Origin of the sequence: Flavobacterium sp. MMS24-S5 (assembly GCF_050320125.1) — a bacterium.
GTDB lineage: Bacteria > Bacteroidota > Bacteroidia > Flavobacteriales > Flavobacteriaceae > Flavobacterium > Flavobacterium tyrosinilyticum.
Map to the genome: position 1 here is coordinate 2,414,849 of NZ_CP190016.1, position 21,820 is coordinate 2,436,668.

At 33.7% G+C, this 21,820-nt stretch carries 24 protein-coding genes and 2 pseudogenes; 11 read left to right on the forward strand and 15 right to left on the reverse strand.

Going from position 1 to position 21,820, the window contains the following annotated elements; translation table 11 throughout:
* Positions 1–51: 51 nt before the first annotated feature.
* The 7 genes from ACPWTF_RS11230 to ACPWTF_RS11260 all read left to right on the forward strand — a co-directional run bounded on the left by ACPWTF_RS11230 (position 52) and on the right by ACPWTF_RS11260 (position 8,214).
* Positions 52–1,272, forward strand: a complete 1,221-nt coding sequence (locus tag ACPWTF_RS11230) for a peptidoglycan DD-metalloendopeptidase family protein (protein WP_427875489.1) — start codon at positions 52–54, stop codon at positions 1,270–1,272.
* 33 nt (positions 1,273–1,305) lie between these two features.
* Positions 1,306–1,926: a hypothetical protein gene (locus tag ACPWTF_RS11235; protein ID WP_427875490.1), complete on the forward strand. Its 621-nt coding sequence runs from the start codon at positions 1,306–1,308 to the stop codon at positions 1,924–1,926.
* A gap of 28 nt (positions 1,927–1,954) precedes the next feature.
* Complete coding sequence (locus ACPWTF_RS11240) at positions 1,955–2,287, forward strand: hypothetical protein (RefSeq protein ID WP_427875491.1); 333 nt, start codon at positions 1,955–1,957, stop codon at positions 2,285–2,287.
* A gap of 112 nt (positions 2,288–2,399) precedes the next feature.
* On the forward strand, positions 2,400–4,043 hold the full coding sequence (pgi, locus tag ACPWTF_RS11245) for a glucose-6-phosphate isomerase (protein WP_427875492.1): 1,644 nt from the start codon (positions 2,400–2,402) through the stop codon (positions 4,041–4,043).
* 321 nt (positions 4,044–4,364) lie between these two features.
* The gene (locus tag ACPWTF_RS11250) at positions 4,365–7,103 is read left to right on the forward strand and encodes a TonB-dependent receptor (protein ID WP_379798445.1); all 2,739 of its coding nucleotides are present in this window, start codon (positions 4,365–4,367) and stop codon (positions 7,101–7,103) included.
* Between the two features lie 108 nt (positions 7,104–7,211).
* Complete coding sequence (locus tag ACPWTF_RS11255; RefSeq protein WP_095928431.1) at positions 7,212–7,634, forward strand: hypothetical protein; 423 nt, start codon at positions 7,212–7,214, stop codon at positions 7,632–7,634.
* A gap of 91 nt (positions 7,635–7,725) precedes the next feature.
* On the forward strand, positions 7,726–8,214 hold the full coding sequence (locus ACPWTF_RS11260; RefSeq protein ID WP_250834883.1) for a septal ring lytic transglycosylase RlpA family protein: 489 nt from the start codon (positions 7,726–7,728) through the stop codon (positions 8,212–8,214).
* Positions 8,215–8,243: 29 nt separating this feature from the next.
* Here ACPWTF_RS11260 and ACPWTF_RS11265 read toward each other — a convergent pair whose 3' ends face one another.
* On the reverse strand, positions 8,244–8,699 hold the full coding sequence (locus ACPWTF_RS11265) for a DinB family protein (protein WP_427875493.1): 456 nt from the start codon (positions 8,697–8,699) through the stop codon (positions 8,244–8,246).
* An 80-nt stretch (positions 8,700–8,779) separates the two neighbouring features.
* Between ACPWTF_RS11265 and ACPWTF_RS11270 the strand changes: the two genes are divergently transcribed.
* From ACPWTF_RS11270 to nadD, 4 genes are all read left to right on the forward strand, one after another.
* Complete coding sequence (locus tag ACPWTF_RS11270) at positions 8,780–9,127, forward strand: arsenate reductase family protein (RefSeq protein ID WP_427875494.1); 348 nt, start codon at positions 8,780–8,782, stop codon at positions 9,125–9,127.
* A gap of 95 nt (positions 9,128–9,222) precedes the next feature.
* Entirely contained in the window at positions 9,223–10,083 is an 861-nt protein-coding gene (locus tag ACPWTF_RS11275; RefSeq protein ID WP_111425235.1) for a YicC/YloC family endoribonuclease, read from the forward strand.
* Positions 10,084–10,152: 69 nt separating this feature from the next.
* On the forward strand, positions 10,153–10,725 hold the full coding sequence (gmk, locus tag ACPWTF_RS11280; RefSeq protein ID WP_250834881.1) for a guanylate kinase: 573 nt from the start codon (positions 10,153–10,155) through the stop codon (positions 10,723–10,725).
* 111 nt (positions 10,726–10,836) lie between these two features.
* Complete coding sequence (gene nadD, locus ACPWTF_RS11285; RefSeq protein WP_250834880.1) at positions 10,837–11,418, forward strand: nicotinate (nicotinamide) nucleotide adenylyltransferase; 582 nt, start codon at positions 10,837–10,839, stop codon at positions 11,416–11,418.
* Positions 11,419–11,596: 178 nt separating this feature from the next.
* Here the strand turns inward: nadD and ACPWTF_RS11290 are convergent, their stop codons facing one another.
* The 14 genes and pseudogenes from ACPWTF_RS11290 to ACPWTF_RS11355 all read right to left on the reverse strand — a co-directional run bounded on the left by ACPWTF_RS11290 (position 11,597) and on the right by ACPWTF_RS11355 (position 21,819).
* Positions 11,597–13,066, reverse strand: a complete 1,470-nt coding sequence (locus ACPWTF_RS11290) for a nicotinate phosphoribosyltransferase (protein ID WP_427875495.1) — start codon at positions 13,064–13,066, stop codon at positions 11,597–11,599.
* A gap of 7 nt (positions 13,067–13,073) precedes the next feature.
* Positions 13,074–14,012, reverse strand: coding sequence for an ADP-ribosylglycohydrolase family protein (locus tag ACPWTF_RS11295; RefSeq protein WP_427875496.1), 939 nt, complete (start codon positions 14,010–14,012; stop codon positions 13,074–13,076).
* A 1-nt stretch (position 14,013) separates the two neighbouring features.
* Positions 14,014–14,746 (reverse strand): annotated as a pseudogene (locus ACPWTF_RS11300) (metallophosphoesterase family protein).
* A 3-nt stretch (positions 14,747–14,749) separates the two neighbouring features.
* On the reverse strand, positions 14,750–15,310 hold the full coding sequence (locus ACPWTF_RS11305; RefSeq protein ID WP_427875497.1) for a prolyl hydroxylase family protein: 561 nt from the start codon (positions 15,308–15,310) through the stop codon (positions 14,750–14,752).
* 66 nt (positions 15,311–15,376) lie between these two features.
* Entirely contained in the window at positions 15,377–15,925 is a 549-nt protein-coding gene (locus ACPWTF_RS11310; RefSeq protein ID WP_427875498.1) for an RNA 2'-phosphotransferase, read from the reverse strand.
* A 43-nt stretch (positions 15,926–15,968) separates the two neighbouring features.
* A complete protein-coding gene (locus ACPWTF_RS11315) occupies positions 15,969–16,475 on the reverse strand; it encodes an O-acetyl-ADP-ribose deacetylase (RefSeq protein ID WP_427875499.1) in 507 nt (168 codons plus the stop codon).
* Positions 16,476–16,493: 18 nt separating this feature from the next.
* Positions 16,494–16,965, reverse strand: a pseudogene (locus ACPWTF_RS11320) (macro domain-containing protein).
* A gap of 44 nt (positions 16,966–17,009) precedes the next feature.
* Entirely contained in the window at positions 17,010–17,831 is an 822-nt protein-coding gene (locus tag ACPWTF_RS11325) for an FRG domain-containing protein (RefSeq protein ID WP_320495601.1), read from the reverse strand.
* A 5-nt stretch (positions 17,832–17,836) separates the two neighbouring features.
* Positions 17,837–18,364 carry an NADAR family protein gene (locus ACPWTF_RS11330; RefSeq protein ID WP_427875500.1) on the reverse strand — a complete coding sequence of 176 codons (528 nt, stop codon included), beginning with the start codon at positions 18,362–18,364 and terminating at the stop codon, positions 17,837–17,839.
* A 9-nt stretch (positions 18,365–18,373) separates the two neighbouring features.
* Entirely contained in the window at positions 18,374–19,048 is a 675-nt protein-coding gene (locus tag ACPWTF_RS11335) for an adenylosuccinate synthetase (protein ID WP_427875501.1), read from the reverse strand.
* Positions 19,032–19,457 carry an adenylosuccinate synthetase gene (locus ACPWTF_RS11340; protein WP_427875502.1) on the reverse strand — a complete coding sequence of 142 codons (426 nt, stop codon included), beginning with the start codon at positions 19,455–19,457 and terminating at the stop codon, positions 19,032–19,034. Before ACPWTF_RS11340 ends, ACPWTF_RS11335 begins: the two co-directional genes overlap by 17 nt.
* 162 nt (positions 19,458–19,619) lie before the next feature.
* Positions 19,620–20,489, reverse strand: coding sequence for a hypothetical protein (locus ACPWTF_RS11345; protein WP_427875503.1), 870 nt, complete (start codon positions 20,487–20,489; stop codon positions 19,620–19,622).
* 2 nt (positions 20,490–20,491) lie between these two features.
* Positions 20,492–20,827: a hypothetical protein gene (locus tag ACPWTF_RS11350; RefSeq protein ID WP_095928446.1), complete on the reverse strand. Its 336-nt coding sequence runs from the start codon at positions 20,825–20,827 to the stop codon at positions 20,492–20,494.
* Between the two features lie 152 nt (positions 20,828–20,979).
* The gene (locus tag ACPWTF_RS11355) at positions 20,980–21,819 is read right to left on the reverse strand and encodes an ADP-ribosylglycohydrolase family protein (protein WP_427875504.1); all 840 of its coding nucleotides are present in this window, start codon (positions 21,817–21,819) and stop codon (positions 20,980–20,982) included.
* Position 21,820 lies beyond the last annotated feature (1 nt).

A 21,820-nucleotide genomic window follows, 5' to 3' on the forward strand; every position in this document is an offset into this window, starting at 1 on the left:
TTGGGGAAATGAAACCGAAGTTTAATTTCACCACAAAAAAATATTAAAAGTTTGAAAAAAGCAGTCGTAATTTTAATTGTCTTGTTTTCTATTTTTTCATGTAAAAAAGCAGAAGAAAAAGTAGAAACAAAAATTACTAAACCAGCAACCAAAAAAATAGAATTCGGTTTTAATTACGCAGACTTTAATGTTGTTAATGATACTATTTCAAAAGGAGATTCTTTTGGCTCCATACTCCAAAGTCAAAATATTGGAGATAAAAAAGTACATGATATTGTAGAACAGGTAAAAGATTCGTTCAATGTCAGAAGCATTCGTTATGGCAAACCCTTTACTTTACTTCGTTCTAAAAACAAAACGAATAATCTTCAAGTTTTTGTTTATCAGCCAGACGCCTTAAGTTATTATGTTATTGACTTAAGAGATAGCATTGCAAAAGCATACAAAAAAGTAAAACCTGTTTCTTTAAAAAGAAAAATGATTGGTGGCGTTCTTAAAAGTTCATTATCAGAAACTTTAGGAAACGAAAGTGTTGAAACAGCTTTGGCCAGCAGAATCACAAAAGTATTTTCTTGGTCTATTGACTTTTTTAAACTTAAAAAAGGAGATCGCTACGGATTAATTTTCACAGAACGTTTTATCAACGGAAAAACATATGATGGCGTTGAAGATCTTGAGGCTGCATTTTTTGAATATAAAGGCAAAATAATTTATGCCTTCCCTTTTGCAAGAGACACCACTTCTGGTAAAGTTGAATATTATGATGATGAAGGAAAAACACTTAAAAACTTCTTCTTAAAAACTCCAATTAAATTCAGCCGAATCACTTCAAGATTCACTATGAATAGATATCATCCGGTACAGCACACTTGGAAAGCGCATAAAGGAACAGATTACGCCGCTCCAACAGGAACGCCAATTTCTACAACTGCTTCTGGTGTTGTTGAAGCTACAGGATATACTGCAGGAAACGGAAACTTTGTAAAAGTAAAACACAACGGAACCTATTCTACCCAATATTTACATATGTCTAAAATCTTGGTTCGCCGCGGACAGCGCGTTACTCAAGGTCAGACAATTGGTTTGGTAGGAAGTACAGGTCTAGCTTCTGGTCATCACGTTTGTTACCGTTTTTGGAAAAATGGAATACAAGTAGATGCTCTTAGACTGAATCTTCCAACTGGAGAATCTTTGACAGGAAACGACAGAACTCGTTTCATGAAACAGATTGAGCCTTTAAAAAGAGAATTGGATAGTATTGGGAATTTGTAATAACCCATTTTATAATCTTTTTGATTTAAAGCCATGAAAAATGAACGCCTTAAAGCCATGTATCATGAAACTTTTTCTGGTTTAAAATTATTTTACAGAGACACAAATCTTCCTGAAAATATAATTTTAAATTATAAAGTCGGACAGATTATTCAAGAAAAAGGTTTTACTGATATGAGTTCGATTGGCGGAGGACTTTCGAGCAATCTTAGATATTTGATTGCCAGTTCGCATGCAAAAGATTTATCAAAATTTAATCCTGATTCAGCAAAAATTGGACATTTTCTATTAGATTCTATTTCTTATTTTAAAGTTTTGGATATTCAGAAAATTGGCGATAAAACTCAAATTTTTCTTTTGAATATTCCAGACAATTCAATTTCGCTTTTTAAAAATTCATCTTCAAACTTAGAGGAAGAAATTATAGAAAAAGCTCAAAAACGCTTTCGCGAAAAAATCGATTTACCTTTCGTTTTAGAATTGCAAACCGAAGAATGGAAAGAAAGAACAAAATCTCCTCTCGGAATGGACGAAAGCGGAAAATTATTTTTTGACGATTCTAAAATTAAAACCGAATCTCCAAAAAGAATAGATGTTGATGTCTCGAAGAAAATTATAGAAATTAATAAAAAGCCTTGGTGGAAATTCTGGTAAAAAATATCTCTTAAACTCTTATTTATTCATGCAAAAATCCTTTCTGATATTTTTATCATTATTAGCCGTAGGATGCTCCAATCCAAAAGTTTTTATTTTAAATGAAAAAGAAGAAAGCATATATTTTGTACAGCAACTAGTTAGCACTGCCTTCGAAAAAGATTTAATTGGAGAATCGCCTTTGATTGTAATAAACGGAATTCCATTTAAATACAACAAAAAACAAGACACCATCTTCTTGCCATTTAAAAAACTGGACATTATTACTTTAGAATTTATAAACAAAAACAGCAGCCGTATAATTTATAATGAAAAGGAAAACGATGGAGCAATCATTATAATTTCTAAAAATCAAAAGTGATAATTCATAAAACGTTTTCGTAACTAATTGTTATATAATCGCAAACCGTTCCCCTTTTAAAAGTTATTTCAGTATTTTTGTGTTTCAGAAAACAAACTCAATTATAGATAAAATGGCTTTAAACACAACAAACCCAACTGGGACTGAAGCGTGGAAAAATCTACAAAACCACTATAACGCAATTCACGAAACCACAATACAAGAATTGTTTCAACAAGATAGTGCCCGTGCTGAAAAATTCAATTTACAATGGAATGATTTTTTAGTAGATTACTCAAAGAACAATATTAGTCAGGAAACTGTTTCTCTTTTATTAGAATTGGCAAACTCGATCGGACTGAAAGATGCAATCGCACAATATTTTGGAGGAGAATTAATCAATCAGACAGAAAATCGCGCTGTTTTACATACGGCATTACGTGCTCCAGAATCGGCAGTCATTAAGGTTGATGGAGAAAATGTAATTCCAGAAGTTTACGAAGTAAAAAATAAAATCAAAAACTTTACAGAAGAAGTAATCTCTGGACAAAGAAAAGGATATACAGGAAAAGCTTTTACCGATGTTGTAAATATTGGTATTGGAGGTTCAGACCTTGGTCCAGTTATGGCGGTTGAAGCTTTACAATTTTATAAAAATCACCTAAACACACATTTCGTTTCAAATGTTGACGGCGACCACGTAAATGAAGTTATCAAAAAACTAAATCCTGAAACGACACTTTTCGTGATTGTTTCTAAAACTTTTACTACTCAGGAAACGCTTTCGAATTCAGAAACTATTAAGGAATGGTTTTTGAAATCGGCTACTCAGGAAGATATTGCGAAACACTTTGCAGCGGTTTCTACAAACATTAAAAATGTAACAGAATTCGGAATTAATCCGGACAACGTTTTCCCAATGTGGGACTGGGTTGGAGGAAGATTTTCTCTTTGGAGCGCTGTTGGATTGAGCATTGCTTTGGCAATTGGTTTTGACAATTACAATCAATTGTTAGTTGGAGCAAATGAAATGGACGAGCATTTCAAATCGGCAGAATTCGACGAAAACATTCCAGTTATTTTGGCTTTATTAAGCGTTTGGTACAATAATTTTTATGGTGCTGAAAGCGAAGCTTTGATTCCATACACACAATATTTACATAAACTTGCTCCTTATTTACAGCAAGCTTTTATGGAAAGCAACGGAAAAAGTGTTGGTCGTGATGGCAAACCTGTTAATTACCAAACCGGAACAATTATTTGGGGAGAGCCAGGAACAAACTCTCAACACGCTTTTTTCCAATTAATTCACCAAGGAACAAAAAGAATTCCAACAGACTTTATCGGATTTGTAAAACCTCTTTATGGCAATGAAGATCACCACGATAAATTGATGTCTAATTTCTTTGCTCAAACAGAAGCTTTAATGAATGGTAAAACTCCAGCTCAAGTTCAAGCAGAATTTGACAAACAAGGACTTGCAGCTGAAAAAGCATCATATTTGTTACCATTTAAAGTTTTTACAGGAAACAAACCAACTAATACAATTTTAATTCAGAAACTTACCCCAAAAAGCTTAGGATCTTTAATCGCATTATATGAGCACAAAATATTTGTTCAAGGTGTGATCTGGAACATCTTTAGTTTTGATCAATGGGGAGTTGAATTAGGCAAGCAATTAGCAAACTCAATCTTAGACGAGATCAATTCTAAGACTGTTAAAAATCACGACAGTTCGACTTCATTTTTGTTAAATCATTTCTTAAAAAACAAATAGAAACATTGTCTTAAGTATTCTATAACTTTTGAAACGTCCTAATTACTAGTAAAATTAGGACGTTTTTTGTATAAAATTCCGACAAAAGACAGAAAAATCCGCTAATTTACATTTTTAACATTGCTTAACTATAGAAATAATTACAGTTTTAACAAAAAAGCATTGCATAAATTCAACAAATCAATATTTTTTTTAATAAAAAGAGAAAAATTCATTTTAATGCGCAGCACAAAAAGCAAAACTTGTTTTTCTTAACATTTCGATAACATTATCTGAGTTATTTGTTATAATTTTGCCAAAAACAATAAACTCAATAACAAAATGAAGAAAATGAAAAATTGGTTACTGACCGGACTATTCTTTATGATAGTTTCAACCGTATTTTCTCAAGGAAAAGTTACTGGTAAAATTACCGACGGAACAGGTGGATTACCAGGAGCAAATGTAGTGATCAAAGGATCTACTACAGCAACTTCAACAGATTTTGATGGTAAATTTACTCTTACTTCAACATCAAGCACAGGAGAGATTGTTATCTCTTTCTTAGGTTATGACAACCAAACTGTGAAATTTAATGTGTCTAACGGCGCAACTACAAACTTAGGAACTATCACTTTGGTTTCTAACTCAAACGAATTGAGCGAGATCGTAGTTAAAAGTAGCACAGTAGATATTGCAAAAGACAGAAAAACTCCTGTTGCAGTATCAACAATTAAAGCTGCTGAAATTCAGGCAAAACTAGGAAACCAAGAACTTCCTGAAATGTTAAAAAGCACTCCATCTGTTTATGTAACTAAATCTGGTGGTGGATTTGGAGATTCTAGAATCACAATTCGTGGATTTAGCCAAAACAACATTGCGGTAATGGTTAACGGTATGCCAGTTAACGACATGGAAAACGGTGCTGTTTACTGGAGTAACTGGGCTGGTTTATCTGACGTTACTTCTTTCATTCAAGTACAAAGAGGTTTAGGTTCTTCTAAATTAGCTATTGCTTCTGTTGGAGGTACTATGAACTACGTAACCAAAGCTTCAGATTTAAAACAAGGTGGTACAGTTGGTACTTCTTTTGGTAACGATAATTTCTTCAAATCTAACGTTGCTTACAACACAGGAAAATTAGATAGCGGATTCTCTGCTTCTGTATTATACAGCCACACTCAAGGTGACGGATATGTAGATGGAACTCAATTTAACGGAGATAACTACTATGTAGCTCTTGGTTATACTACAAAAAACAACAAACACGATTTCCAATTTACAGTTACTGGTGCTCCACAATGGCACGATCAAAGATCTACATTCATCACTATAGCACAGTATCAACAATATGGTTCAGTATCTGATCCAAACATTAGATATAACTCTGATTGGGGATACAAAGATGGTCAGGCTTTCAACATGGTAAGAAACTACTACCACAAACCTGTTACTTCATTAAACTATGATTTCCAAATTAATGAAACATCTAAATTATCTGCTGTTGCTTACGCTTCTTTCGGACGTGGAGGAGGATCTAGAGGAACTGGATTTATTAAAGGATTAAATTATGCTAACGCTGCATTTAGAACTGCAAACGGTTTAGTTGATTATGACAAAATCGTAGCTTATAATTCAGGTGAAACGGTAATGATCAATGGAGCTGCTTCTACTCGTACAACAACAGGTACGACTGGTCAATACCAAAATACTTCACTTACTGGAAACAATACTACAAATGGTATTTCTCAAATTTCATCTGTTAACTCTCACAACTGGTATGGAGCAATTGTTAACTTCAACAAAAAATTCACAGAAAATTTAACTTGGGATTTAGGAGTTGACGTAAGAGGATACAAAGGTCTTCACTACCAAAACGTAAACAACCTTCTAGGAGCAGATGCATTCGCTGACAATTTTGATGTAAACAACCCAAATAGAGTTTTATACGGTACATATTCTACATACCCAGCTTGGAATGTATTCAAAAGCACTGACAAAGAAGAAAAAATCAACTTCAACAATGACGGTGACGTAAGATGGTACGGAGGATTTACTCAATTAGAGTATACTTCTGATAAATTTACTGCATTCGTTCAAGGTGCGCTTTCTCAACAAGGATTCAAAAGAGTTGACTATTTCAAATATGCAGCTGGAACTCCATTAGCAAGTACAGATTACGAAAACATCTTAGGTGGTAACGTAAAAGGTGGTGTTAACTACAACATCAACGAGCACCATAATGTTTTTGTTAACTCAGGATACTACTCAAAACAACCATTCTTTAATGCAGTTTACCCAAACAACAGTTCAATTGTAGCTGGTAACTTAACAAACGAAAAAATCTTTGCTGTTGAAGCTGGATATGGTTTACGTACAAGTAAATTTACTGCAAATGTTAACTTATACAGAACTTCTTGGAAAGACAGATACCAAAGATCTAATGATGGTGCTGCTGATAATCCAGGTGGTTACTTTGATTTCGCTGGAATTACAGAAATCCACTCAGGTATTGAGATTGATGGTACTGCTAAAGTGCTTGACAAACTTACTATTACAGGTATGCTATCTCTTGGAGATTGGAAATATGAAGGAACAAGTACAAGTAACCGTTACGATTCAGCTAACAATCAAATCGGAACTGGTTCAACATTATTCCTTGACGGTGTAAGAGTTGGTGATGCTGCTCAAACAACTGCTGCTTTAGGAGCAACTTATGAAATCTTACCTCGTTTTACTGTAGATGCAAACTACAACTATGTTGACAAATTGTATGCTGCTATCTCTCCAGGAAACTTTACTAAAGAAGATAACAGAGGTGCATTACAATTACCATCTTACGGTACTGCTGATGCTGGTTTATCATACAAATTGTTAGTAGGTAGAAACAAAAGCAACTCAGTAGGTTTCAGATTAAATGTAAACAACCTTTTTGATTACACTTACATTGCTGAAGCAAAAACAAATATATTTGCTGCTGATGTTCCTACTGTTACAACTTACAAAGGTATTGCTACTACAAACCAAGTATACTTTGGTTTCGGTAGAACTTGGAACTTCGCATTACGTTACGATTTCTAAGAATTTAGAATCTAAATAAATAATAAAAACGGCATTGACTTTTAAGTTTAATGCCGTTTTTTTATAGCCTTTTTTGTTATATTTGTTTTTGAACAAAAAACACAGTTTATGTATAATTTTCTACAAAAATTTCACTCTGGCTGGGCGTACTTAGCATTGCTTCTTTTAGTAATTGCAGTTGTTAACGCTATTATCGGAGTAACTTCAAAAAAAGAATTTACTGGTAAGGATCGTAAAATCGCTTTATTTGCTTTAATTGGCACACACACTCAATTATTGATTGGTTTAATCTTATATTTTGTTTCTGCGAGAGGCTTTGCTGTATTAGGTCAAATGTCAAATGCAGAATTAAGATTAACATCATTAGAACATCCTCTTATTAATATTATTGCTATCATCTTGATTACTATCGGATGGTCTAAACATAAAAAATTAATCAATAGCGAAGCTAAATTTAAAACCTTTGCTATTTTTTACGGATTAGGATTATTGCTTATTTTAAGTAGAATTCCATGGAACCTTTGGTTCTAAAAAATACCAATTAAAAGCCCTTAATGAGGGCTTTTTTTATCTCGGCATATTATTTGTACAAACTCCCCCCAAGTCTGAAAAAGAATAACCCATGAGAAATAAAAAGAACATTTTATTCGCCACAATCGCTTTAACCTTAATTAGCGGCTTTACGTATGTCATAAGCCAAACCAAACCTACAACAGAACCTAAAATCATTCAAGATACTGTTAAAAATGTAAAACCAGCTATTATTCCGTTGCCGGATTCTGTTTTTACTGACAAAGGTTTAAAACTGAGACCATACAAGAAAAACGCTCATGCCTCCTACTATGCAGATCGTTTTAATGGAAAAAGAACCGCTAATGGAAGTAGATTCAACAACAACAGTTATACTGCAGCTCACAAAAAACTTCCTTTTGGAACAAGAGTTAAAGTAACCAATGAAGCCAATGGCAAATTCGTTATTGTAAAAATTACAGATCGCGGACCTTTTGTAAAAACCCGCGAAATCGATTTGTCTAAACGAGCTTTTATGGACATTACAAAACACAAAGGTGCCGGAGCCATGAAGGTTACCATTGAAACCATAATTGAATAAAAAAAGTCCCGCTGAATGCGGGACTTTTTTTAAACCAATTTTCTTAATGCCATTGCAATTCCACTATGAAGCCCTTCGTGGTAATTATTAAAATCTAAGGCTCCTTGAACATGACGAAGCGTGAAACCGATACTAGTAGTATACTCGTGGTAATCAACAAAAAGTCCGCTCTCAAAATCATTTTTTGTTTTTTCTAATGTTGTAGAAAGCAATGTTCGAATCTCATCAACTTCAGCTTGAGAAACATCCCCTTCTGGTTTGGTTCCTTTTCTGTATTTGTTAATGAAATCTTCAGAAACCATTGTTGGAAGGCCCGATAATTTATAAACCAAAACCTGCTGCGACGAAATACAATGACCTATATTCCAAATAATATTGTTGCTAAAACCATCTGGAACTTTGTTTAATTGTTCTAACGAATGACTGTCTAAGATTTTCAAGAGAATTTCTCTAATCGTTTTCTGTACATCAAAAACTGAACTCATAATTTTATTTTTTTTTCTAAAATTAATCATTTTTAAGCTTCAAATGGATTTTCTTTGTATTCTAACAAATTCATAAAATAATGGACAAAATATATTACTTAGCCTCCTGCGATACTTGCCGCAAAATCATTAAAAGTCTTCCAGAAAATAATCTAGTTTTTCAAGACATTAGACAAGATCCAATTACAGAAGAACAACTAGAAGAAATGTATAAACTTTCTGGAAGTTATGAAGCGTTATTTAGCAAAAAGGCTCAATTGTACAAGTCAATGGGATTAAAAGAAAAATCTTTAACTGAAGCTGATTTTAAAAAATACATCTTAGAGCATTATACTTTCTTAAGCCGTCCAGTTTTTATTATTGACGGAAAAATTTACATCGGTAACAGCCAAAAAAATGTAGCCGAAGTTATAAATGCACTAACGTAAGAATAACCGCAAATTTTGATCTATAAAACTGATTCACAATTTACAACGTAACACATCAAACTTTTATTTATCTTTGCGCCTTTATACTCAATTATATGATACAATCTATGACAGGGTTTGGCAAAGCTTCTTTGCAATTGCCTACAAAAAAAATCACCGTTGAAGTAAAATCTCTAAACTCTAAAGGTTTAGATTTAAATGTAAGAATGCCATCGGTTTACCGTGAGATGGAACTTGGATTGCGAACTCTTATTTCGACTAAATTGGAAAGAGGAAAAATTGATTTTGCAATCTATGTAGAAAGTACTGCAGAACAAACTTCAACTAAAGTAAATGTGCCTGTCGTAAAAAATTATATTGCGCAGTTAAAAGAAGTAAATCCAGATGCTGATGAAACTGAATTAATGAAAATGGCGGTTCGTATGCCTGACACATTAAAAACAGAACGCGAAGAAATTGACGAGAATGACTGGGAGCAGATTCAAGTTATCATTGATGAGGCACTTCAAAACATTTTAAACTTCCGTAAAGACGAAGGTGAATCTCTTGAAAAAGAATTCAATTTAAGAATTGGAAACATTCGTCAATTCATGAATGATACCTTGGCACTTGATCCAGAACGTGTACAAGCAATTAAAGATCGTTTGCAGACTGCAATTTCAGAATTACAGGTGAATGTTGATGAAAACCGTTTTGAGCAGGAATTAATCTATTATTTAGAGAAATTAGACATTACTGAAGAAAAAGTCCGTTTAGGCAATCATTTAGATTACTTTATAGAAACTCTTAATGGAACTGAAGCTAATGGTAGAAAACTGGGTTTTATCACTCAGGAAATGGGACGCGAAATTAATACAATGGGATCTAAATCAAATCATGCTCAAATGCAGAAATTGGTTGTGATGATGAAAGATGAATTGGAGAAGATTAAAGAGCAAGTATTGAATGTGCTTTAAAGCTTAGAGCATAAATACCACACAAATATCAAGCTTAGAGCATATTGCTTAAAGCCTAAAGCATACACAATGAACAAAGGAAAATTAATTGTTTTTTCGGCACCGTCTGGATCAGGAAAAACAACTATCGTAAAACATTTATTAGGTCAGGAAGATTTAAATCTTGAATTTTCGATTTCGGCAGCGTCACGTGCGCCACGTGGTGAAGAAGTAGACGGAAAGGATTATTATTTTATTTCGTTGGAAGAATTCAAAAAACACATTAAAGCTGAAGATTTCTTGGAATGGGAAGAAGTATATCGCGACAACTTCTACGGCACTTTAAAATCGGAAATTGAAAGAATCTGGGCTTTAGGAAAAAATGTCATTTTTGATATTGACGTGGTTGGTGGCCTTCGTATTAAACACAAATTTCCAGAAGAAACTTTGGCTGTTTTTGTTAAACCTCCAAGTGTTGACGAATTAAAACGTCGATTAAAACAACGTTCTACAGAAAGCGAAGATAAAATCAATATGCGTATCGCAAAAGCTTCTGTAGAATTGGCAACAGCGCCTCAGTTCGACGTGATTATCAAAAACTATGATTTATCAGTTGCTCTTGAAGAAGCACATCAACTGGTAAAAGATTTCATAAACAAGTAATTTTATTCCACAGAGATACACAAAGAAAAAACACGGAGATTCGCAAAAGTATTATTTTAAACTTTGCGAATCTTTGTGCTATCTTAGCGACTCTCTGTGAAACTATAAAAAATGAAAATAGGTCTTTACTTCGGAACATATAACCCCATACATGTTGGTCATTTAATCATTGCGAATCACATGGCCGAGTTTGCAGATTTAGATCAGATTTGGATGGTTGTTACGCCTCACAATCCGTTAAAAAAGAAATCGACTTTATTAGACGACCAACAGCGTCTGCAAATGGTTTTTCTGGCCACAGAAGATTACACAAAGATAAAACCGTCTGATATCGAATTTAAATTACCTCAGCCGAGTTATACCGTTATCACGCTCGCTCATTTACAAGAGAAATATCCAACCCATGAGTTTTCATTAATTATGGGCGAAGACAATCTGAAAACGCTTCATAAATGGAAAAACTATGAAGTGATACTGGAAAATCATGATATTTATGTATATCCAAGAATTTCTGATGAACCTGAAAATGTTGAGCTAAAATCGCATCCCAAAATTCATGTAATCGATGCGCCAATTGTAGAGATTTCTTCGACTTTTATTAGAAACAGCATTAAAGAAGGTAAAAACATTCAACCTTTATTGCCTCCAAAGGTTTGGGAATATATTGATCATAATAATTTTTATAAGAAGTAATTCCCCGAACAGTTTACACAATCTTGTCATTTCGACCAAAGGGAGAAATCACACAAGAAACTCCGCAAAAGGCATCCCATCTTTGTCGATTTACGAGTGTGATTTCTCCCTTTGGTCGAAATGACAACAGAGCGCAATAAAAAAGCCTGAATTTTAAATTCAGGCTTTCTATTTATAATTAAGCTTCGATAATTACTTCACTTTTTACTCTCGTTCTGATTTCACTCAGCGATTGATCAACCAAAAGTTTTCCATCTCTAAAAACTTCTTTCAATTCACCCTGTTTTTCTTCGTCCCAAGAAACATTATCTGTTAAATGATATTTGCCATCGATTAAATCGATTTTCATTAATCCTTTAGCCGATTTTTTAGTTCCGTCGTCTGTAATCGGATCTTTGAAGATGGCTCTTCCCTCTCCGTTTACTTCTCCGTAAGTTGCTTTCATTGCAAATCCGAAAGTATCTCTGGTATTGTATTGATATGTGAAAGAACCAATTCCTAAAACAACATTTGTAGAAGCAAATCCTTTTTCTTTTAATCTTTCGCAGATTTGAGTTGCTCTTGCTACTGTAATACTGTCTCCGTAAATAGCTCCGATTTGCGGAACCAATTCTTTAAATCCTTTAGCATTTGTGGTTCCTCCAAAAACATCCCAAAGCAATTCGATAACACCTTTTTTCTCTTGTTCTGTTTTTCCGTTCGGATTTCCGCAGATAATATCAACTGGATCACCGCTGTCAGGACGAATTACGACTTTACCTTCTCTTGAAACGATTTCTTCTTTTAATCTTGGAAGATAATCCGTTAAAACTTTCCATAAATCCCAAGTATCAGAAACGATAGAAACGATTCCTTTTGGATATACTTCTGTAATTAATCTTTTGAAAGTTTCGTACTCGCCTTCTGTTGTTCCCATACACATAACAGAATGTTCTGTTGCGGCTACTGAACCTGCAACCAATTCTAGATCTGAATTGGCGTTGTAATATTCTTCTAAGAAATCTATTGCAGGAATCGTGTCAGATCCTGTAAAACTCAATAAATGTCCAGCTGCAGAAGTTAGAGCTGCTTCTATTCCGCCCATTCCTCTCATTGAGAAATCATGTGCCTGCCAGTCTACAAATTCTGGAACAGAAGAAGTTTCTGCCGCATATTTGTCTAATACTTTTCTGTATTCTTTTGCAATGGTTGCTGAGTTACAAGGCAGCCAAACTACTGCAGAAAGTAACGTTTCGAAATAATTCGTCAACCAGAAAAATTCTGGAATTGTATTGTACATCGTAAACATTGGAACTCTCAACGGAACGCTTGCGCCTTCTGGCAAAGCTTTGAATACCATCGGAATATAGCCTAAATCATGTAAATCTTCTATATGTTTAGTTCCAACTAAATTTTCGCCTAAATAATTATTGATTCTGCGAGAATATTTTTTAATCACTTCTTCTTTTGGCTTTTTGAAGAAATCCTCTTCGAAGTCATGAATGATATATTTTTTAATGAAATACTGCAATCCAAAAAAGATTACCTCATCAACTGTTTCAATTCTTGATTTTCTTGGTGTCCAGTTAGAATATACGATTGTGGTTCCGTCTGGGTATTGTCTTCTGTGGTCAACTTTGTAACCGTCAGTTAATAGTAGTGGGTTCATATATAAGTTATTTTATTTTATTTGATAAGCGTTCTGCTAAATCTTTTATATCGTTTGTTCTTACTAAATTCTCAATCCATTTTTGCGGAATATTCTCGATTCCGTAATAAATTCCTGCCAAACCTCCTGCAATAGCACCGGTTGTATCTGTATCTTGTCCTAAATTGACTGCTTTTAAAACAGTTTCTTCATAAGAATTCGAATTTAGAAAACACCAGATACTCGCTTCTAAACTTTGAAGCACATAACCCGAAGAATGAATTTCGTTTTCATTGTATTTTGAAATATCATTTTTCAAAATTCTATCAAATAATCCGATTTCAACAGGATTAAAACTTTTATCTTCCAAAAATTTAGAAAGAACAAGTTGGGTATTTTTATAAGCTTCGAATTTATCTTTATCTTTTAAGATTTCCAAACAATAAACCACGTAAATAAAACAAGCAAATACAGATCTGAAATGCGCGTGTGTTATAGATGAAACTTCTTTTACTTTTTGATAAATAACTTCAATATTATTTTCTTTTTGAAGATAAAAAACCAATGGCAAAATACGCATTAAGGAGCCATTTCCGTTATCGCTTTCAGAAAATCCTCCACATAAATCAGGCTGATGCCCTTTTGCAATATTTAAAATTGCATTTCTGGTTGCTATTCCAATATCAAAAACCTGTCCGTGTGGTGTCCACAATTCTGCACTATACCATTTTACAAAATTCCTTGCAATATCATTCAAATCATAGCCCGAACATAAACTCTCCACTAAACAAAAAGCAAGTGAACTGTCATCACTCCAGGTTCCAATTGGCTGATGATGCGTTCCAAAACCAAACATTTCTGTAACTGGATTTTGTTTTAAATAAGCTCGAGATTGAAATTCAACCGGAACTCCCAAAGCATCGCCAACAGCTAGGCCAAATAAACCAGATTCTATTGTATTTTTCATTTTATTTATTTCTTCCTTTCTCGCTAGGATACAAGTTTTGCACGACATCACTCTGCCAAAATTCTTTTGATTCTATATCAATACAGGAAAGTTTTCCATAAAAACCTGCTCCTGTATCAATATTCCAAACATTACAACCCTGCATTGGGATTTCTACATCGTAATGAAGCGTTGGCGTATGGCCTATGTAGATTTCATTAAAAAGCAATAATCTTTTTGGATATAAAAGTGAATCTTTTTTGATTCGCTTGTCCATTGTCAGCGCCATTTCCCATAATGTTCTGTCCCACGAAAAATTGGTTTGGTAATGTTCTTTTTCTGGCTCGATGCATAGAAGAGAATCCAGCATGAATGAAAAGATTGTTGTTTTCATCCACAAAATAATCTTTCATTTGATTAAAGAATTCCTGATGTTGCAGCTTTTCTGAAAGACCAAAATTCTGATAACTTTCTATTGTCGATTTTCCTCCATGAAGAAACCAAATATCATTTACAACATCGTTCATCAACCATTCTTGACACCAAGCATCGTGATTTCCTTTTATAAAAATACATTCGTGCTTTTTGGATAAATCCATAAGAAAATCAATAACCTGTGCCGATTCGCTCCATCCATCTACATAATCTCCTAAAAAAATCAATCTGTCATTTTCAGATATCGAGACTCTTTCCAGTAACTGAACCAAAGCGTTTAATCCTCCGTGAATATCTCCAAAAACTAGTGTTCTTTTCATTAATTAAATACTGTCTTTACTTTTATACATAATATCAGTTCTTAAAACATATTTTATTCCCGAGATCAAAGATGCTCCTTCATGACGCTGCTTATGTTCAAAAATAAGAGCTGATCCTGTTTTGGGTTCAATAATTTCACCCGAAGCAAATTTTGTTTCTCCGCCTTCATAACCATCATTCAGATAAATAAGAAATGTATAATAGCTAGATTCTGATTCATTGCGTTTATAACTTCCGTCAATATGCATTTTAAAACGTTGACTTGGATTATACTTATAAAACCTGAACATTTCATTTAATCCAATAGCTGTACTGTTTCCTACTTCTGGTCTAACATATGGTTCCAGTTTCTGCCATAATAAAGAAGCGTATTCATCATCCTGATACATGATACGCTCGTTATTGCGTACCATTTTCATCATTTTTTGTGCGCCATCAACATTTACTTCAGCTTCTTCAAAGCCAATTTGTTCGCTTCTCTCTATTAACTCATTACATTCTTCAACGGTAAGAAAATTATCGATTGTGTAAATTTCCTTTTCTTCATTAATAATATTCAGCATGATTATGTATTTAGGAATTACTAAAATTGTTTCTTGAAAAGTCTGATCTCTAAAGCAATCTTTTTATTATGATGCGAACTCAATGTACTTTGCCGGAACCTCATCAGTCAGCCAGACATTGTTTTCGGATAAATAAAATTTGAATCCGTCTCTATGCATCGCGCCGCTTCTAACGGTTAAAATTTGTGGCACTCCTCTTCGGCTTCCTACTTTTGTTGCCGTTTCTTTGTCTTTACTTAAATGCACGTGCTGGCGACTCATTTTTTTCAAACCTTCTGCACGAATGTTCTCCATAAACTTCCCAACCGTTCCGTGGTACAAATATTCCAAAGGTTCTATTTCTGCCAGGTTTAATTCAACCGAAATGGAATGTCCCTGACTTGCACGAATTTTGGTTTTATCTTCATTGTAAGCAAAACGCTTTTTATCGTTATTTTCTACAACGTAATCTAAAAGTTCTGCATCCATGCGTTGTCCTTTTTTATTACATTTTGTAATTAATTCTTCAACATCTGCCCAACCGTTTTCATCTAATTTTAATCCGATTTTTTCTGGCGAATGTCTAAGCACCAGACTTAAAAACTTGCTGACGCTTTTTGCTATATTTTCATTCATATTAATGTTTTTTTTTTACCAACGAAATGTTCCTAAGGAACATCTACAAAAGGTCTTTATAAATCTTATAATTTTCATCATCGAAACAGACAAATATTACCTTTTCTATTTCATTTGATTTATCGAAATCTTTTACAGCTCTTACTGCGATTTCTGCGGCTTTATCTTTTGGAAAGTGATAAATCCCTGTACTGATATTTGGAAAAGCAATTGTTTTGATTCTGTTTTCAACAGCAAGATTCAAACTGTTCTTGTAACAATCTGCCAACAATTTTGATTTTTCTTCTTTGTCACCATTCCAAACTGGTCCAACAGTGTGAATAACATATTTAGAAGGCAAATTTCCTGCAGTTGTAATTACAGCTTCACCTGTTTTGCATCCTCCCTGCTTATTTCTAATTTGGACACATTCATCTAAAATTGCTTTTCCTCCTTTTCGATGAATTGCACCGTCAACGCCACCACCTCCAAGCAAAGAAGTATTCGCTGCATTTACGATTGCATCAACCTTAATTTCTGTTATATCCGCTTTTAACAATTCAATTTTCATGATACTTTTATTATGGATTTAAAAATCATAAACCACGACTTTTATATCCTGACTAGAGAGGTTTTCAAGAATGATAGGTTCAATCATTTCCCATTTTCCACCGGCTAGTCCACATCCAATTCTCGGCATATGAACCGATGCATCATTTATCTTTGCAAAATCAGAAACCGTTTTTAATCCCTCTCCAATAGCGTTATATCGAATTGGAGCTTTCGCCGTTTTCGTCTTTATTTATTTTATGCTGTCCAATTAAATTCGCTACCCATAAATCCTCTTCAACTTGAACAAACTGCACTTTTCCTAATTCAAAATCATTTTTAGATTTGAACCATTCGCGATATTGCTTTTCTGGTGTTTTCCATCTTTTTGAAATTGCCATTACAAATCCTTTTCCCCATCCGCCAATATCATTGCAAACGTGAACGATTATCTTATTTTCTGAACCATCTGGAGATGTTGCATCGCCTTTTATATATTGAATGTTTTTCATTTTTTAATATTTTAATAAGAACTGTCAGGTATATCGCTCTCACACTACAGTTTTTTATATTTTCCTTTAAGATCTAATTTTATTTTATCAATTTGATTAGTTGGAATTCCTGTATCAGGATAAACCGATTCTGAATTTAGACCATATTTTCGATTTAATTCATTTAAGATTTTTTCCCTCTTCGAATTTGGAATCAAAATTTTTAACATCTTTTTTCTTGGAACATCGTACCAATCAAGTGGATTTACTTCTTTTCCAAAAAGTACAAATTTTCCAAATTGAGCTTCTATTCTTTTATCTATTTTTGTATTTTTTGGTTCAATACAAACTGGTGTTTGTAAAAATCTTACTTCATCAAAATTTAAAAATGATAAATCCACGACACTTTCAACACCAAATGAAACCTTATTGACAATTTTAGGATTTATGCAAAAAACACTTGAACAATTTTCATCAAATTCATCTCTACGAGTAAAATCTTCACTTTCCTTCTTTATGTCTTTGCTTTCAAAAACACTAAAAAATAAAGCAATTAAAGGATTTGTTGTAAAATCGAGCAATCTTGTTTTTATTCCATTATGTTGCATTAAATACAAATAATCTAAATCACTTGGAGTATAATCATTTATAGTTAAGGGTAGTTTTGTTTTAAATTCATTAATTAGAAACTCTTCGTCCTCAACTTCAAAATGTCTAACTTGAAAGTGTTCATCCCCTGTAAGTACTTGTTTTTTTTCCCTATATAAAGTTGGTTCCAAACGGAAGTCTGTTTCTTTATGACCTCTGTACCAATTATTTTCAAAATTTTCAGTTTGATGAATTAAACTCAAAAATTCATTTACTGATTTAATTAGTTCTATTTTCATGATATTTATCTCAATTCATCCCTAACTTCCATCAAAGCAAAACCTAAAAGATTCAATCCTTTCCAAGCTTCTGGTTTTAGGACATCTTTGTGATCTTCTGCCATTCCGATTCCCCAAATTGGATCGACCGGACTTGCTTCTACAATAACGCGTTCTTTAGTGTTTAGTAAGAACGTTTTCAAATCGGCATTTTGGCTGAATTTGTGAAAGTTTCCTTGTTTTACAATTTCGTATCGATTTTCTAGCCAAATCGTATCTACATAATTTTTAACTTCTCTACCCAATTTTTTAGCTTCGGCAGGAGAATCAGCTTCAAGGATTTTTTCTAAAATTTCTTGATCGTTGAATAATTCAGCTTTCTTTGCCATCATCCAATGTTCTGCAGTTTTATAAGTTACTTTATCTACTTTAAAAGAACTCAACCACCATTGGCTGAAACAGGTTTTAAGAATTTTTCCGTCTTTACTCGGTTGATGACCCCAGAAAAATAAAAACTTACTTTCTGGAGCTATGGTATCTATATTGTATTTCATTTTTTCTATTTATTGGAACAAAGAAGTAATGTTTTTAAAATCTTTTGAATCGGGTGAAAATGATCCATAAATTTCATTGAACGTTGTTGTGAGATTTTCAAACTCATAATCCTGCTCCAACTGATCCATACAGGTTACAACCAAATTTCGTTTTGCCATTGGGCTGTAAGCGGCATCGAGTTTTAGAGCGTAATTCAGAAGTTCGTAATTCAAATTTCCAAAACGTAAATGCTTTTGGTAGTCGTTAAAAACACAAGTTTCTTCTTCGTTATTTTTTAATTTAATTTCTCCTTCATTGGCCATCCAGCCGTGTCCGTGGCGGGTTGCATAACTTCGGGTTACGTAATAAATCGCTACATCTTCAATCTTTAGCTTATTACAAATTTCAATTGCATTTTTTGAAGTGGTATTGGCATAGGTTACATTCGGAAAAACACCGTGATCCATGTCTAGCAAAATTCCCTGACTGCCTTCAAAAATCAGATTTTCGTATTTTGAAAGAAATGTATAATCAACAATATTCCATTTTAATTTATCGATTGCTTCCAAATATCGATTGACTTCTTCGTCGATTTCGCTTTCGTTTAAAAAACCATAATAATAGGCGATTTGATTTAGTTTTTCTAACAGCATTTCTCGAGGTGCAATCAAATCTATAGCAAATAATTTATACGGCACCTTCATTTCTTTTCATTGTTGAACCAATGCCTTTTCCGCAGGTTCCGTGGTCAATATTCCTCGTATTTCCTCTGTTGTGCCAGACATCAAACGGAGTGGTCACTTTTGCTAAAGGATGAATGTACAAATCCAGATTAGCCTCTTTTTCTTTTAATTCTTCTCTTTCGTTGTATAAAAAAAGTGGATGAATCGTACAGTGTTCGCTGTAATAAGATGGAAGACCGCGAAGTGCTCCACTTGCAAAGCTCGAATGAACGTGTTTTCTATTTCCAATCATGACGGTATGAGCGGCCTGCTGTCCTCCCGAAAACCGAATAACTATAGATTCAGGGTTTTGTTTTGCCAGAAAATCTGTTGTTATGCCTTTTCCTTCATCACCAAATCCTAAACCTATAACTATTTTCGCTGTTTTCATTTTGTTGTTATTGATTTAAACACATAGAAACATAGATTTTTGGAAACTTTAAAAGACGTTTCACTTATTTCAATTCACATAGTTGCTATGTGTTAGAAACTAGTTTCTTTCTTTAATCTCTCAAATTCAAAAAAGAAATCTATGATTCTATGTGTTTAAAAATTAAAGCATTTCTATAGCATCCAAACTGCTATCACTTGCATCAGAAACGGGTATTGTTCCTAAGCCAGAACTTTTATGTTTATCGCAGATGATCTTTTTAATTACGTTTGGAATTTCTCTGTGATCTTCTATAGACAAACAGTTTTGCCCCAGTAATTCTTTCCATTCTACATCGGCATTGACGGCTTGTCCTGAATGCAATACACTGATATGATAGACATCGTACTTTTTTTGCGCTTCTGCTAATAATTCAAGATGCGTATAAGTCTGTTGTCCCTGCCCCATAATTTCTTTAATTGCTGAAGCTGGAAGTGTTTTTAAACCTGGCTCATCACCAACAGTAAACAACAAGCCTTTTTGTCCTCTTTTTTCAAAAGCATCCGTTTTGGTGTGAAAAGCTGCAAAATACCATGCTAAAAGATAACTTTCGCCAGCGTTTCCTCCTCCTCCGCCTTCAATGTAGGTTCTTGTCAACCACATGTCCAATTCTTCATCGCCAGATTCAAACTGTCCAACTTGAAGCGGATATCTGTCGCATTCGTGATCGCCAATTCCTAAGAATAAAAGCGCTGGATCTGGAACGCCACCTTGGATAATTCCTCCCATTAATTTTGGAAGTCCTTCTTTTATCAATTCATGTGGAATATGTCCCATACTTCCAGTAACGTCCAATCCTAAAATAATCGGAACTGTATTGGGATGCACATCTGAATCTCTTGCTTCTCTAAAAACCACTCCGTTTGGGTTCATCGATTCATGAGCCATTCGTAATGCATTCTGTGTAAAAATCTCGCTAGCTGATTTACTAGCATAACCTACTTTTTTTGCTCTACTCTCGCGAGCACCGAAATCATATCTTGTACCTCCCATGACTAATATTTTTTACCAAATAAATATTCAAATCTCTTTTTTGTAACCTCAAACTGGATGTTTAAATTTCTAATCGTCAACGAAAGCTCCATGTCCTTCTGAACAAAAGCTTCTGGCTGAAAATCGGCAAAAGTCAAACTGTTTTTATCCAGTGGACTAATATCAATTAATCCTTCTTGTTCTCTTTCGAGTCTTTTGATTTTTAATTCGATATCTTCGACTCTTCTTCTGTATATTAATTCTGAATCCTCACCAATTACTTTGGCTCTGTCTTCTCTTATCTGATCATTGTTTCTTTTTAAAGACTCAATAAATCTTGGTTTTAAATCGTCGCTCATAATATTTTGGTTGTTTTTGTTTCAAGTTTAAAGTTTCAGGTTGTATGCTGGGCCTGAAATTTGGTTTTAAACTTGAAAAAGTTAATAGTATTTTTTTGTTTCATGTCTCACACTCGCAACAACTTGAAACCTGAAACGTGAAACTTCTTATCTCAATGAAACTTCTCTTTCAATTTAAGATCTAAACTGATTAGAAAATCTTTTCCGTATGTGCCGTTTTCTAATTCATCATATAAAAACTTTGGCAGTGTTTTTTCGCAATTTTCTTTTTGACTCAAAATCGCCATGCACAAAGCTGCAACGGTATCTGTATCTCCACCATAATCGATTCCTGTTTTTAAACAATCTTGCATAGAATCTGCTTCAGAAACCATTTTGATAACAGCTTGAGTTGTAAAATACCCATGCATATCAATTGGCGATGTTACTTTGTATATTTCTTTTTCCCTTAAAGTATCATTTACAAAATCTATCAGAGAGCTTTTGTCTCCCAATTTATATTTATAAAAATGAACCGCTAAAGCTATTCTTTTAGCACAGCTAATTCCTTCTGCAGTAAGATGAGATGTTTTTGCCTGAATTTCACAAAAATCCAATAACTGATTAATGTCTTTTAGAACTCCGATTGAGTAAGCTCGCATGGCCGATCCATTTCCACTGCTTCTATTATCGATAATTTTTAGAAAATCAGTTCCGTTTTTACTCGCATCTAATGCGTTATAAACTCTATCTGAATAACCTCTTCTTTTATCTCTGTGAAAAACTTCAACAAACTTATCGGCAACTTTTATTTCATTCCAATTGTCATCTTCCAATAAAAGTTCTGTTATTGCAATGGCCATTTGTGTATCGTCAGTATATCTTTTATAGATTTCTGTATACATACCATGTTTATGATACTGAGTTAAATGATTGTTTCTAATGATATAATCTAACTCCTGAAATTCAAATCCTGCTCCGTAAGCGTCTCCTATTGCTGCTTCTAGTATCATT

What these genes read in the sequence shown, in the direction of transcription:
- ACPWTF_RS11240 (WP_427875491.1), top strand. Translation starts at nt 1,955, where the DNA reads ATGCAAAAATCCTTTCTGATATTTTTATCATTATTAGCCGTAGGATGC.
- ACPWTF_RS11275 (WP_111425235.1), top strand. Translation starts at nt 9,223, where the DNA reads ATGATACAATCTATGACAGGGTTTGGCAAAGCTTCTTTGCAATTGCCT.
- ACPWTF_RS11290 (WP_427875495.1), bottom strand. Translation starts at nt 13,066, where the DNA reads ATGAACCCACTACTATTAACTGACGGTTACAAAGTTGACCACAGAAGA.
- ACPWTF_RS11310 (WP_427875498.1), bottom strand. Translation starts at nt 15,925, where the DNA reads ATGAATGAAAATATAGCAAAAAGCGTCAGCAAGTTTTTAAGTCTGGTG.
- ACPWTF_RS11265 (WP_427875493.1), bottom strand. Translation starts at nt 8,699, where the DNA reads ATGAGTTCAGTTTTTGATGTACAGAAAACGATTAGAGAAATTCTCTTG.
- ACPWTF_RS11255 (WP_095928431.1), top strand. Translation starts at nt 7,212, where the DNA reads ATGTATAATTTTCTACAAAAATTTCACTCTGGCTGGGCGTACTTAGCA.
- ACPWTF_RS11330 (WP_427875500.1), bottom strand. Translation starts at nt 18,364, where the DNA reads ATGAAATACAATATAGATACCATAGCTCCAGAAAGTAAGTTTTTATTT.
- ACPWTF_RS11335 (WP_427875501.1), bottom strand. Translation starts at nt 19,048, where the DNA reads ATGAAGGTGCCGTATAAATTATTTGCTATAGATTTGATTGCACCTCGA.
- ACPWTF_RS11305 (WP_427875497.1), bottom strand. Translation starts at nt 15,310, where the DNA reads ATGCTGAATATTATTAATGAAGAAAAGGAAATTTACACAATCGATAAT.
- ACPWTF_RS11260 (WP_250834883.1), top strand. Translation starts at nt 7,726, where the DNA reads ATGAGAAATAAAAAGAACATTTTATTCGCCACAATCGCTTTAACCTTA.
- nadD (WP_250834880.1), top strand. Translation starts at nt 10,837, where the DNA reads ATGAAAATAGGTCTTTACTTCGGAACATATAACCCCATACATGTTGGT.
- ACPWTF_RS11250 (WP_379798445.1), top strand. Translation starts at nt 4,365, where the DNA reads ATGAAGAAAATGAAAAATTGGTTACTGACCGGACTATTCTTTATGATA.
- ACPWTF_RS11315 (WP_427875499.1), bottom strand. Translation starts at nt 16,475, where the DNA reads ATGAAAATTGAATTGTTAAAAGCGGATATAACAGAAATTAAGGTTGAT.
- ACPWTF_RS11325 (WP_320495601.1), bottom strand. Translation starts at nt 17,831, where the DNA reads ATGAAAATAGAACTAATTAAATCAGTAAATGAATTTTTGAGTTTAATT.
- ACPWTF_RS11340 (WP_427875502.1), bottom strand. Translation starts at nt 19,457, where the DNA reads ATGAAAACAGCGAAAATAGTTATAGGTTTAGGATTTGGTGATGAAGGA.
- gmk (WP_250834881.1), top strand. Translation starts at nt 10,153, where the DNA reads ATGAACAAAGGAAAATTAATTGTTTTTTCGGCACCGTCTGGATCAGGA.
- ACPWTF_RS11350 (WP_095928446.1), bottom strand. Translation starts at nt 20,827, where the DNA reads ATGAGCGACGATTTAAAACCAAGATTTATTGAGTCTTTAAAAAGAAAC.
- ACPWTF_RS11270 (WP_427875494.1), top strand. Translation starts at nt 8,780, where the DNA reads ATGGACAAAATATATTACTTAGCCTCCTGCGATACTTGCCGCAAAATC.
- pgi (WP_427875492.1), top strand. Translation starts at nt 2,400, where the DNA reads ATGGCTTTAAACACAACAAACCCAACTGGGACTGAAGCGTGGAAAAAT.
- ACPWTF_RS11345 (WP_427875503.1), bottom strand. Translation starts at nt 20,489, where the DNA reads ATGGGAGGTACAAGATATGATTTCGGTGCTCGCGAGAGTAGAGCAAAA.
- ACPWTF_RS11235 (WP_427875490.1), top strand. Translation starts at nt 1,306, where the DNA reads ATGAAAAATGAACGCCTTAAAGCCATGTATCATGAAACTTTTTCTGGT.
- ACPWTF_RS11295 (WP_427875496.1), bottom strand. Translation starts at nt 14,012, where the DNA reads ATGAAAAATACAATAGAATCTGGTTTATTTGGCCTAGCTGTTGGCGAT.
- ACPWTF_RS11355 (WP_427875504.1), bottom strand. Translation starts at nt 21,819, where the DNA reads ATGATACTAGAAGCAGCAATAGGAGACGCTTACGGAGCAGGATTTGAA.